9 protein-coding genes are annotated in these 11,895 nt (G+C 64.3%); 7 read left to right on the top strand and 2 right to left on the bottom strand.

Annotated features, from left to right (window positions below):
• The first annotated feature begins 27 nt into the window (after nt 1-27).
• The gene (locus C8J98_RS15270) at nt 28-1,011 is read left to right on the top strand and encodes a malate dehydrogenase (protein ID WP_107914052.1); all 984 of its coding nucleotides are present in this window, start codon (nt 28-30) and stop codon (nt 1,009-1,011) included.
• Between the two features lie 176 nt (nt 1,012-1,187).
• Nucleotides 1,188-2,132 carry a cation diffusion facilitator family transporter gene (locus C8J98_RS15275; RefSeq protein WP_107914053.1) on the top strand — a complete coding sequence of 315 codons (945 nt, stop codon included), beginning with the start codon at nt 1,188-1,190 and terminating at the stop codon, nt 2,130-2,132.
• A 152-nt stretch (nt 2,133-2,284) separates the two neighbouring features.
• On the opposite strand, the gene gnd is transcribed toward C8J98_RS15275, so the two are convergent.
• Complete coding sequence (gene gnd, locus C8J98_RS15280) at nt 2,285-3,289, bottom strand: phosphogluconate dehydrogenase (NAD(+)-dependent, decarboxylating) (protein WP_107914054.1); 1,005 nt, start codon at nt 3,287-3,289, stop codon at nt 2,285-2,287.
• Nucleotides 3,290-3,511: 222 nt separating this feature from the next.
• Here gnd and C8J98_RS15285 point away from each other — a divergent pair, with 222 nt between their 5' ends.
• From C8J98_RS15285 to C8J98_RS15300, 4 genes are all read left to right on the top strand, one after another.
• Nucleotides 3,512-5,464, top strand: coding sequence for a M1 family metallopeptidase (locus C8J98_RS15285; protein ID WP_107914055.1), 1,953 nt, complete (start codon nt 3,512-3,514; stop codon nt 5,462-5,464).
• A gap of 5 nt (nt 5,465-5,469) precedes the next feature.
• Nucleotides 5,470-6,108 (top strand): Pr6Pr family membrane protein, encoded by a 639-nt coding sequence (locus C8J98_RS15290; protein WP_107914056.1) that lies wholly within the window; start codon nt 5,470-5,472, stop codon nt 6,106-6,108.
• Between the two features lie 80 nt (nt 6,109-6,188).
• Nucleotides 6,189-8,039: a catalase gene (locus C8J98_RS15295; protein ID WP_107914057.1), complete on the top strand. Its 1,851-nt coding sequence runs from the start codon at nt 6,189-6,191 to the stop codon at nt 8,037-8,039.
• A 55-nt stretch (nt 8,040-8,094) separates the two neighbouring features.
• Entirely contained in the window at nt 8,095-9,927 is a 1,833-nt protein-coding gene (locus tag C8J98_RS15300) for an ABC transporter ATP-binding protein (protein WP_107914058.1), read from the top strand.
• Nucleotides 9,928-9,973: 46 nt separating this feature from the next.
• Here the strand turns inward: C8J98_RS15300 and C8J98_RS15305 are convergent, their stop codons facing one another.
• Nucleotides 9,974-10,852 carry a LysR substrate-binding domain-containing protein gene (locus C8J98_RS15305; protein ID WP_343125727.1) on the bottom strand — a complete coding sequence of 293 codons (879 nt, stop codon included), beginning with the start codon at nt 10,850-10,852 and terminating at the stop codon, nt 9,974-9,976.
• Nucleotides 10,853-10,951: 99 nt separating this feature from the next.
• On the opposite strand from C8J98_RS15305, the gene C8J98_RS15310 reads away from it, so the two are divergent.
• Nucleotides 10,952-11,854 carry a DMT family transporter gene (locus tag C8J98_RS15310; RefSeq protein ID WP_107914059.1) on the top strand — a complete coding sequence of 301 codons (903 nt, stop codon included), beginning with the start codon at nt 10,952-10,954 and terminating at the stop codon, nt 11,852-11,854.
• Nucleotides 11,855-11,895: the final 41 nt, after the last annotated feature.

An 11,895-nucleotide genomic window follows, 5' to 3' on the forward strand; every position in this document is an offset into this window, starting at 1 on the left:
CAAGCGATATTCCTGAGGAGTCGAAAGATGAAAGCACCCGTTCGCGTTGCCGTGACCGGCGCAGCCGGCCAGATCGGCTATGCCCTCCTGTTCCGTATCGCCGCCGGCGACATGCTGGGTCCGGACCAGCCGGTCATCCTGCACCTGCTTGAAATCACTCCGGCGCTGCCGACCCTGCAGGGCGTGGTGATGGAGCTCAATGACTGCGCGTTCCCGACGCTCGCTGGCATCGTCGCCACCGACGACGTCAACGTCGCTTTCAAGGACGTCGATTACGCACTGCTCGTCGGTGCGCGTCCGCGCGGCCCGGGCATGGAGCGCAAGGACCTGCTCGAAGCCAACGGCGCCATCTTCGGCCCGCAGGGCAAGGCCCTGAACGACCACGCCAAGCGCGACGTGCGCGTGCTCGTCGTCGGCAACCCGGCCAACACCAATGCGCTGATCGCCCAGCAGAACGCGCCGGATCTCGATCCGAAGTGCTTCACGGCCATGGTTCGCCTGGACCATAACCGCGCGCTGTCGCAGCTGGCCGAGAAGACCGGCTCGCACTCGACCGACATCGCCAGGCTCACCATCTGGGGCAATCACAGCTCCACGCAGTACCCGGACCTGCACCAGACCACGGTGAAGGGCAAGGCGGCGCTCGAGCAGGTCGACCAGGCCTGGTACGAGAGCGACTTCATTCCGACCGTGCAGCAGCGTGGTGCGGCCATCATCAAGGCCCGTGGCGCCTCGTCGGCCGCGTCGGCAGCTTCGGCCGCCATCGACCACATGCGCGACTGGACGCTCGGCACGGCCGAGGGTGACTGGGTTTCCATGGGTATCCCGTCGGATGGCTCGTACGGCGTCGAGAAGGGCGTGATCTTCGGCTACCCGGTGACCGTGAAGAACGGCAAGTACGCCATCGTCCAGGGTCTGGCGATCAACGCGTTCTCGCAGGCTCGCATCGATGCGACCGAGAAGGAACTGCGTGAAGAGCGTGCAGGCGTGGCGCATCTGTTCGCGAAGTAAGTTCGCAGCAGGTTTTTGCAAATAAGAGGGCCGCGCTGCAAAGCGCGGCCTTTTTTTGTTGTTGTGGGAGCCGCTTCAGCGGCGATTGGGTGCTTGCCTCAACCTGGCCCGCTCCCGCGGGATCGCCGCTGAAGCGGCTCCCACAAGAAGCGGCTCCCACATGGTTTACTACGCCCATGGCCCATAGCTCCCGACTCGTCGTCTTCGTCGCCCTTGCCTCGAACGTCGCCATCGCCGTGGCGAAATTCGTCGCCGCGGCGCTCACCGGTAGTTCCGCCATGCTCTCCGAGGGCGTGCACTCGCTGGTGGACAGCGTCAACGAAGTGCTCCTGCTCTACGGCCTGAAGCGCTCACAGCGCCCGCCGAACCGCCAGCACCCACTGGGCTTCGGTCGCGAGCTGTACTTCTGGAGTTTCATCGTCGCGCTGCTGGTGCTCAGCCTCGGTGCGGGCTTCTCGCTATACGAGGGTGTCAATCACATTCTTACCCCGGAACCGTTGAAGGACCCGACGGCCAACTACATCGTGCTGGCTGTAAGCGCGCTGTTTGAAGGCAGCTCGTGGTACCTCTCGCTAAAGAGCGTGCAGCGGAAGAAGGGCAAGTACGGCTACTTCGAAGCATTCCGCCGGACCAAGGATCCGACCACGTTTTCGGTGTTGTTCGAGGACACGGCAGCGCTGCTGGGCCTGGGCATAGCGGCCATCGGCGTCTACCTCTCCCATGCGTTGAACGATCCACGCATCGATGGCTGGGCCTCTGTCGGTATCGCCGTGGTGCTTGCCGCAGCCGCCAGTCTTCTGGCGCGGGAGAGCAAGGCCTTGCTCATCGGCGAGCCCGCGCAACCGCGGCTGCTGGCCCAGGTGTGCAACATCGCCGGCGAAGTGCCAGGCATCGAGGCGGTGAATGGGGTCCTCACCGTACAGGTGGGTCCCGACCATGTACTGGTCGCGCTGTCCGCCGCGTTCGATGACGCGCTGACCACGGTAGAAATCGAGGCAGCTGTGCGCGAGATCGAGGCGCGAACGAAGGCGGCGAACCTGCCTATCGTGGCGTTGTTTATCAAGCCACAGACGCCGGAGGGGTGGCGGGAGAGGTTGCAGCAGCTGGATGGTAAGGCCTGAACGAGAAAACCCCGCGTGTGCGGGGCTTTTTCTCTGCTGTTTCTGTGCTCTTTGTGGGAGCCGCTTCAGCGGCGAAAAGCCCCCGCGTTGTAGCGGCCGCCAATCGCCGCTGAAGCGGCTCCCACAGGGGCTCCACACAGTGACCTATGGCATCAGGAGTGCTCGCTTTCCTTCGGCGGCTTGCCGCGGCCTTCGATGTGACCACCGAAGCCCATGCGCATGGCCGAGAGCAGGCGTTCGGCGTAGGTGTGGTCCTGGCGCGAACGGAAGCGGGCGAACAGGGCGGAGGTGAGCACCTCGGCCGGGACCGCTTCTTCGATCGCGGCGTTGACCGTCCAGCGGCCTTCACCGGAGTCGTCGACGTAGCCTGAGTAGTTGTCCAGTTCCGGGCCCTTGGCCAGCGCGCTGGCGGTCAGGTCGAGCAGCCAGGACGACACCACGCTGCCGCGACGCCAGACTTCGGCGATGTCGGCCATGTCCAGGCTGTAACGCTCGCGCTCCGGAATCTGCTTGCCGTCGCGGTTCTTCAGGATGTCGAAGCCTTCCGCGAAGGCCTGCATCATGCCGTACTCGATACCGTTGTGGATCATCTTGACGAAATGGCCAGCGCCCGCCGGACCAGCGTGCATGTAGCCGTTCTCGACGCGCGGATCACGGCCGTCGCGGCTTTCCGTGCGCGGGATGTCGCCGGCGCCCGGGGCGAGGGTCTTGAAGATGGGATCGAGGTAGTCGACCGTGGCCTTGTCGCCGCCGATCATCATGCAGTAGCCGCGATCCAGGCCCCACACGCCGCCGGAGGTGCCGACGTCCACGTAATGCTGGCCCTTGACGGCGAGCTCTTCGGCGCGACGGGCATCGTCCTTGTAGAAGGTGTTGCCACCATCGATGACGATATCGTCCTTGCCAAGCAGGCCACTGAGCGTGGCGACGGTGTTCTCGGTGATTTCGCCGGAGGGAAGCATGACCCAGATGATTTTCGGCGAGGGCAGGGCCTTGACCATGGCCTCGAGGGAGTCGACGGCTTCACCGCCGTCTTTGGCGAGCGTGGCACGCGCGTCGGCGTTATTGTCGTAAACCACGGTCTGGTGACCGTCCCTCATAAGGCGGCGGGCGATATTGCCGCCCATCTTGCCCAGTCCGATCAAGCCGATTTTCATGCGTGGGGTCCTCGATGAGTTCAACGTGGGGAATATGCGGATACCGTGGCGCGATGCAAGGTATACCTAAGAATGAGGCGCAAATTGGCGCCCCGAGGGAGATTTGATCCCCATGGTAAACCGCATGCCCGTCCGGCGTCTTGTGTTCACCTGACTTTCGGCACGGTAGAGGCGAGCTTCATTTGCCGGTTACGCTGAGGGGTCGTCCCCAAGGTGCTACCGATGAAAAACGTTGCCCGCCTGTCGATCGCCAGCCTTGCCCTGATGGGTTCGCTGGCTGCTTCGGCCGCGACCTTCGACCCACGCGAGACCTTCGCGCCGTTCACCTATCCCCAACAGGCAACCGCTTATCGCTCAGGCAGCGGCATGCCGGGCCCCCTGTTCTGGCAGAACCGTGCCGACTACGAGCTCGCGGCCACGCTGGACCCGGTGAAGAACACCATGGTGGGCAAGGCGACCATCCACTACACCAACAACAGCCCGGACGCGCTCGACGTGCTCTGGCTGCAGATGGACCAGAATCGCTACACCCCGGACGCGCGCGGCAATTTCACCTCGGGCCGCACGCCCAAGCAGCACACTGACGGCTATCGCGTCGCCACGGTGACGCTGGAGCAGGGCGGCAAGACCGTCAAGGCCAGCTACGTCGTCGCCGACACGCGCATGCAGGTACGTCTGCCCGAGCCCGTCGCGGCCCGCGGCGGCAAGGTCACCCTGACCATCGAATATTCTTACGATCTGCCCGGTGACTTCGGTGGCCGCACCGGCTTCGCTCCTTCGAAGAACGGCAACATCTACGAGATGGCGCAGTGGTATCCGCGCATGTGCGTCTACGACGACCTGCGTGGATGGGACACCGCCCCCTTCCTCAACAGCGAGTTCTATCTCGAGTACGGTGACTTCGATTACGCCATCACCGTACCGGCGAACATGATCGTCGCCGGCTCGGGTGAACTGGTGAATCCGGAGGATGTGCTCACCGCCACGCAGCGCGAGCGCCTGGCCAAGGCGCGCGACAGCGACGCCACAGTGATGATCCGCACGCCGGCCGAAGTGACCGACCCCGCCAGTCGCCCAGGCAAGGCGGGTACGCTGACGTGGAAGTTCCGCATGAAGAACAGCCGCGATGTCGCCTTCGGCGCTTCGACGGCCTACGTATGGGACGCCGCGCGGATCAACCTTCCCGAAGGCAAGAAGGCGCTGGCGATGTCTGTCTACCCGGTGGAAAGCGTGGGTGACAACTCCTGGGGCCGTTCGACGGAATACCTGAAGGCCTCCGTCGAACACTTCTCGACCAAGTGGTACCCGTATCCCTATCCTGTTGCCGTGAACGAAGCCGGCTCGGCGGCCAGCGGCATGGAATACCCGGGCATCGTCTTCGATCCGATGAAGGCGCCGGCGAAGCCGCTGCATATGGTCACGGCACACGAGATCGGCCACACCTGGTTCCCGATGATCGTCGGCACCGACGAGCGTCGTAATGCGTGGATGGACGAAGGCTTCAACACCTTCATCGACGTGTACGAGGCTGACGCCTTCCATCACGGCGAGTTCGCACCGAAGCGCGACAGCGAATACTCGCCCAAGGGTGGCAACCCGGTGGACGAAATCCTTCCGCTGCTGGCCGATCCGGATGCGCCGAACCTGCTGATCGGCGCGGACATGGTCAAGGAAAAGTACCGTCACCCGGCGACCTACTTCAAGGCGGCACTCGGCCTGGTATTGCTGCGTGAGCAGATCATCGGGCCGGAAAGGTTCGATCCCGCCTTCCGCAAGTACATCGCCACCTGGGCCTATCATCACCCCTCGCCGTCGGACTTTTTTCGCCTGATGGAAAGCGAAGCCGGTGAGGACCTCTCGTGGTTCTGGCGTGGCTGGTACGCGAACAACTGGCAGCTGGACATGGCGATCACCAAGGTCGACGGTTCCGTGGTGACCATCGAGAACCGCGACCAGCTGGTGATGCCGGCCACCCTGCGCGTGACCTTCGACGACAAGAGCACGAGCGACATCCGCGTGCCGGTGGAAACCTGGCAGCAGCACAAGAGCTTCGACCTGACCGTGCCCGGTGGGCGCAAGGTCGTCGCCGCCACCATCGATCCGGACCACGTGATTCCCGATCGTGACCGCTCGAACAACAGTTGGCCCGTCGTGGCCGCCGGCAAGGGCGGCTGATACCCATGTCGCCACGCACCGCCGCGCTGTCGAACCTCTTCGCAGTCGTCGTCGCGGCGGTCGCGTGGCCGGCGCTGATGTTGCAGTACTGGTTGATCCTGTGGTCCGGCCCGATCGGCTACGCCACGGTCCGGTATTTCAGCTTCTTCACCATTCTGTCCAACCTGCTGGTCGCGGTGGTGGCTGCCTCCGCGGCGACAGGCGGTAACTGGGCGCCGCTGCGCTTCTGGCGAAATCCGCGCGTGCGCGGCCTTGCAGCGCTATGTATTGCAGTGACCTGTCTTATCTACGCCACGATTCTCGCCGGTCAATGGCATCCGCAAGGACCTCAGCTGATTGCAGATCGCGCCCTGCATTACGTGCTGCCGGCCCTGTATCTGTTCTGGTGGGTGGTACTCCTGCCTCACGGCACACTGGTATGGCGCGATGCGCTTCGCTGGCTAGGGTTTCCACTGGTATATCTCGTGTGGACCCTGCTGCGCGGTGCCGTGGTGCATGAGTATCCGTATGCGTTCGTCGACGCGGATCACCTTGGTTACGGCGGGGTGTTGGTCAATTCGCTCGTGATTGCTTTGGTGTTTGTCGTGCTTGGCCTCGGGCTTGTCTCGATCGACCGCGTGCTGGGCCGACACAGCAGCCCATAGCGTTATCCTTGCTTTGCATTGACCCTCGATTGACGGGGGCACTGCCATAACCGACCTGCTGCCATAGCAAAGGGTCCGTCATGAGCAAGCCGCCGTTCGATGCTTCTGCGTTGCACGAGAGGTTCGATCGGTTCGATCACGCGCGTCTGCCCGAGCGGGTAGTCAATGCACGCGGTGCCGGCGCGCATGGCTATTTCGAGGCCTATGAGTCCATGGCATCGCTGACGCGTGCCGACTTCCTCAGGGCCAGGGGCAAGCGCACGCCGGTCTTCGTTCGCTTCTCCACCGTCTCGGGTTTCCGCGGATCCACCGACCTTGCGCGCGACGTGCGCGGTTTCGCCGTGAAGTTCTACACGGAGGAAGGTAACTACGATCTGGTCGGCAACAACATGCCGGTTTTCTTCATCCAGGACGCGATGGCGTTCCCCGACCTGATCCAGGCCGCGAAACCCGACGTGCATAACGAGATGCCGCAGGCGGCGACCGCGCAGGATTCGTACTGGAAATTCATTTCCTGCATGCCCGAGTCCATGCACATGATCATGTGGGCGATGTCGGATCGCGCCATTCCGCGGAGTTATCGCATGATGGAAGGCTTCGGCGTACACACGTTCCGCCTGATCAACGCGGCGGGCGAAGGACACTTCGTCAAGTTCCACTGGAAGCCGGCGCTCGGTTTGCATGCCGTGACCTGGGACGAGGCGGTCAAGATCTCCGGTAACGATCCGGACTTCCATCGCCGTGATCTGTTCGACGCGATCGAGGCAGGCGACTTTCCCGAGTGGGAGTTCGGCGTGCAAATAGTGGATGAGAAGGACAGGCACGCGTTCGACTTCGACCTGCTCGATCCAACCAAGTTAATTCCCGAGGAAGTGGTGCCTGTCCGGCGCATCGGCAAGCTGGTGCTCGATCGCAACCCGCGCAACTACTTCGCCGAAACCGAGCAGGTGGTTTTTCATCCTGGCCATGTGGTGCCCGGTATCGATCTCTCCGACGATCCGCTCCTGCAGGGTCGCGTTGCGGCATACGCGCACGCACAGGCATCGCGCCTTGGCGGAGCCGACGGCTACGATCTGCCGATCAATCGCGGCAGGGCATCGGCGACCGACGTAGCGCGACGGAACGGTCACGGCACCAGTGCACGTAGCGATACCTTCCTCGATCACTTCACCCAGGCGCGCATGTTCCTGCACAGCCAGTCCGAGCCCGAGTACAACCATATCTGCCATGCACTCGAGTTCGAGCTCGGAAAGGTGAATTCAGCGGCGGTGCGCGAACGCACGTTGTTCATGCTGGCGCAGGTGGACGCGGACATGGCGGCCAGTGTCGGCAAGGGATTGGGCATGCCTGTGCCGCGGAAGGTCGGGGCGCCGAAGACGGATCACTCGCGGCCTGCGCGGGATCTTCCCGTCTCGCCGGCGCTCAGCATGGCGAACGGCCACCCGCGCGGCATCGCCACACGCAAGGTCGCGGTGCTCCTGGCGGACGGCTACGACCGCGCCGACCTGGCCACGCTGCGCAAGGCGCTGGAGAGCAGTGGGGCATGGATGAAAATCGTCGCACCACAACTCGGCGCCATCCCGTCACATCACGATGCAGTGGAAGCCGACTTCAGTTTCCGCACGAGCGATTCCGTCCTGTTCGACGCGATTTATATCCCCGGTGGCCGAAAAAGCGTAGATGCTTTGAAGCGTCATGTGGAAGTCGGCGATTTCATCCGGGACAGCTGGCGGCATTGCAAAGCCATCGCCGCCAGCGGCGCGGGCGTGGAGTTGTTGGCGGGGCTGCCGGGTGCTTCCGCCGCCAACGGCAGAATGAAGTCGGTGCATGGTGTGGTGGTCGCGCCGGGGAAGGCCAGCGACGCCATGGCCGAGGCCTTCGTGCAGGCCATCGCCAGCGGCCGGCATTGGGTGCGCGAAACGCTGGCTTGAGATCGGGGAGGGGCGGGCACGTGCCCGCGACGCTCAACGGGACTAGAATGCCCACATGATATTTCGCTGGTTCGAATCCCTGATCGACATCTTCCGCGAGGCGCCGGACCGCGCACCGCCGAAGGGTGTCGTGCGTTTCTACATCTACTACCTGCGCCAGGTGTGGAAGATCTTCGCCGCCGCACTGTTCGTCGGCCTGGCGGTGGCGCTGATCGAAGTCGCCCTGTTCGACTTCCTCGGTCGCGTGGTGGATATGGCGCAGAAGACACCGGCCGCCGTGTTCTTCCAGACGCACGGCACCACGCTGCTGTGGATGGCCTTTGTCGTGGTGGTACTGCGCCCGCTGTCCATCGGCCTGCACGATCTGCTGGTGAACCAGACGCTCAACCCCGGCATGACGAACATGGTGCGCTGGCAGCACCATCGCTACGTACTGAAGCAGAGCCTGTCGTTCTTCCAGAACGACTTTGCCGGTCGTATCGCCAACCGCATCATGCAGACCGCGCCCTCGTTGCGCGAGTCGGCCGTGCAGGTGGTCGACGCGATGTGGTACGTCTCGGTGTACGCGGGTACGTCGGTCTACCTGTTCGCCAAGGCCGACGTGCTCCTGGCACTGCCCTTGGTACTGTGGATCGCGTGCTACATCGGCATGCTGGTGTTCTTCGTGCCGCGGGTGAAGGAGCGTTCCTGGAAGGCTTCCGAGGCGCGGTCGAAGCTGATGGGACGTATCGTAGACGGGTACAGCAACGTCATGACGCTGAAGCTCTTCGCCCATACCAACCGCGAGGAAGCCTATGCGCGCGAGGCCATGCTCGAACAGACCGACAAGGTGCGTTCGTCCAATCGCATGATCACCTCGATGGACTTCTCCATCACCTCGCTCAACGGCTTGCTCATCGCCGGCACCAGCGCACTTGCGCTGTGGCTGTGGTCGCGCGGTACGGTCTCGACCGGTCAGGTCGCGCTTTCCGTCGGCCTGGTCATCCGCATCAACAACATGTCCGGCTGGATCATGTGGGTGGTCAACGGCATCTTCGACAACGTCGGCACCGTGCAGGACGGCATCACCACGCTCGCGCAGGAACGTACCGTGGTCGATCGCGACGACGCGAAGCCGCTCGTCGTGACCAGGGGTGAAGTGCGCTTCGACGACATCCACTTCCACTACGGCAAGGCGGGTGGCGTCATCGGCGGACTCGACCTCATCGTCCGCGCCGGCGAGAAGATCGGCCTGGTCGGTCCCTCGGGTGCCGGCAAGTCGACGCTGATGAACGTGATGCTGCGTCTGTACGATCTGGAAGAAGGGCACATCCTCATCGATGGCCAGGACATCGCGAAGGTCGCCCAGGAGTCGCTGCGCTCGAACATCGGTGTGGTGACCCAGGACACCTCGTTGCTGCACCGTTCGATTCGCGACAACCTGCTTTATGGGCGCCCCGACGCGACCGAGGCGGAGATGTTCGAGGCCGTGCGCAAGGCGCGCGCGGACGAGTTCGTGCCCCTGCTATCGGATGGCGAAGGTCGCACGGGCTACGACGCCCACGCCGGTGAGCGGGGCGTCAAGCTGTCCGGCGGCCAGCGCCAGCGCATCGCCATCGCGCGCGTGCTGCTGAAGGACGCGCCGATCCTCGTCCTGGACGAAGCGACCTCGGCACTGGATTCGGAGGCCGAAGCGGCTATCCAGGAAAGTCTCGAAACGCTGATGCAGGGCAAGACGGTAATCGCCATCGCGCATCGCCTTTCCACCATCGCCCGCATGGATCGGCTGGTCGTGATGGAGCACGGGGCCATCGTCGAGACCGGCACGCATGCGGAGCTGATTTCGCGAGGCGGCCTGTATGCGCGTCTGTGGGCACATCAGACCGGCGGCTTCGTCGGCGTCACCTGACCACCTGACCACCTGACCACCTGATCACCTGGCCGCCAGTCGCTCGCTAGCCTCTGGGCTCGAGGGTCTCGCGTTCGACCCAGGCAATAAACGCCAACGCCGCCGCAGTCGGCGGCCGATGCGCGGAGTGCACCAGGTAATACGCATAGCGCGTCGGCAGCTCCGGTCCGGGCAAACGGACCAGCCGCCCATCGGCCAGATGCGCCGACGCCAGCCGCGTGCGTGCCAGCACCGCACCCAGACCCGACGCCGCCGCATTGAGGCCGTCGGCTGAATCGCTGAGCGTATGCATCGTGCCGCCACGCGGGTAGCGCACCCCGGCGGCGCGGAACCACTCACGCCAGCCTTCCGGTGCGATGTCCGTCAGCAGGGGCAGGGTGGCGACGTCTTCGGGCGAACGGATGCTGGCGGCCAGTTCCGGCGACGCCAGTGGTTGCAGCGAGTCGTCCATCAGGAAGCGCGCGGTGAGTCCGGACCACTGGCCTGACCCGTAGCGAATACCCAGGTCGGGGCCGCCTTCGTCGAAGCGGACGAGGGAGCGGTCGGTGTCGATGGAGAGGCGCACCGTGGGATGTGCGTCGATGAAGCGTCGTAGCCGCGGGGTAAGCCAGTTTGCTGCCAGCGAGGGCAGTACGCTCAGGCGCAGTCCGTTATCGCGTCGATGCTGCCGCAGGCTGTCGAGCACGGATTCCACCTCGGCGAGCGCCGAACCGGCGGCATCGGCAAGCAGGCGGCCCTCGGGCGTGAGGGCCACGCCGCGGGCATGCCGTTGGAACAGGCTCACGCCCAAGGCCGTCTCCAGCTTGCGCACATGGTGGCTCACCGCGCTGGCGGTGAGATGTAACTCCTCGGCGGCATGAGCGAAATTCTGGTGCCGGGCAGCGGAGGCGAAGGCAGCGAGGGCGGGCAGGAGGGCGGATCGCATGGGCAGGGCTGAATTAAATGAGAGGCTGGCTTGCAAAGAATGCGCTTGTCCGGCGCGCCATTCCAGCGAGAATAGGGCATAGCCACAAGCGAGGTTCATATGTCGACCGCCATCAATCCTCCCGCTGATTCCTTAGGCCCGGTCGCCGAACGCGATTGGCGCACCCCGGTCGAACTGGTCTCCCTCGGCGCCATCTGGGGCGGCTCGTTCCTTTTCATGCGTGTGGCGGCGAAGGATTTCGGCCCGTTCCCCATGGTCGCCACGCGCCTGCTTTTCGGCTCGGTGATCCTGCTGCCGCTGTTGTGGAAGGCCCGCAAAGCTGTCCGGCTGTCGCACCTGTGGAAGATGCTTCTTCTTGGCGCCCTGAGCGCAGCCATCCCGTTCACGCTGTTCGCGTGGGGTGCGGAGCGTGCACCGGCCGGCATCGGCGCGATCGCCAACAGCATGACCGTGCTCTTTGCCGCGCTGGTCGCCTTCGTTGGCTTCGGTGAGAAGATCGGCACGCGCAAGGCCATCGCACTGGTCGCCGGCTTCGTCGGCGTGGTGATCCTGGCCAGCGGTCGTACGGCCGGTGAAAACGTGGCGCCCGCCGCGCTCGCCGGTGCCGCGGCGTCGTTCTGTTATGGCCTGGCTGCCAACCTCATCAAGCGCTACCTGTCCGACCTCCCACCCACCGCCGTCGCGGCCGGTTGCCTGCTTGGCGCGACCATCCTCATGGCACCGCTGGCCGCACTGACCTGGCCGGATGCGCCGATCCCGACGAAGTCGTGGATCGCCGTCGTCGCCCTTGGCGTGCTCTCGACGGGGCTGGCCTATGCGTTTTACTTCCGCCTGATCCAACGCATCGGTGCTCCGCGTGCGGCGACCTCCACCTACCTCGTGCCGCTGTTCGGCGTGGCCTGGGCGTGGATGTTCCTTGGCGAGGCTCTGACCCCGACGATGGCCCTGGCCGGCGCGATCATCCTCGGCAGCGTGCTCTTCAGTCAGAAGAGCAAGGCCTGATAGGGCCTTTCGCGGATCCTCGCGGCATGGAATAGTCCCGG

It is taken from the genome of Luteibacter sp. OK325 (assembly GCF_003050935.1).
In the GTDB taxonomy this organism is placed as follows: domain Bacteria; phylum Pseudomonadota; class Gammaproteobacteria; order Xanthomonadales; family Rhodanobacteraceae; genus Luteibacter.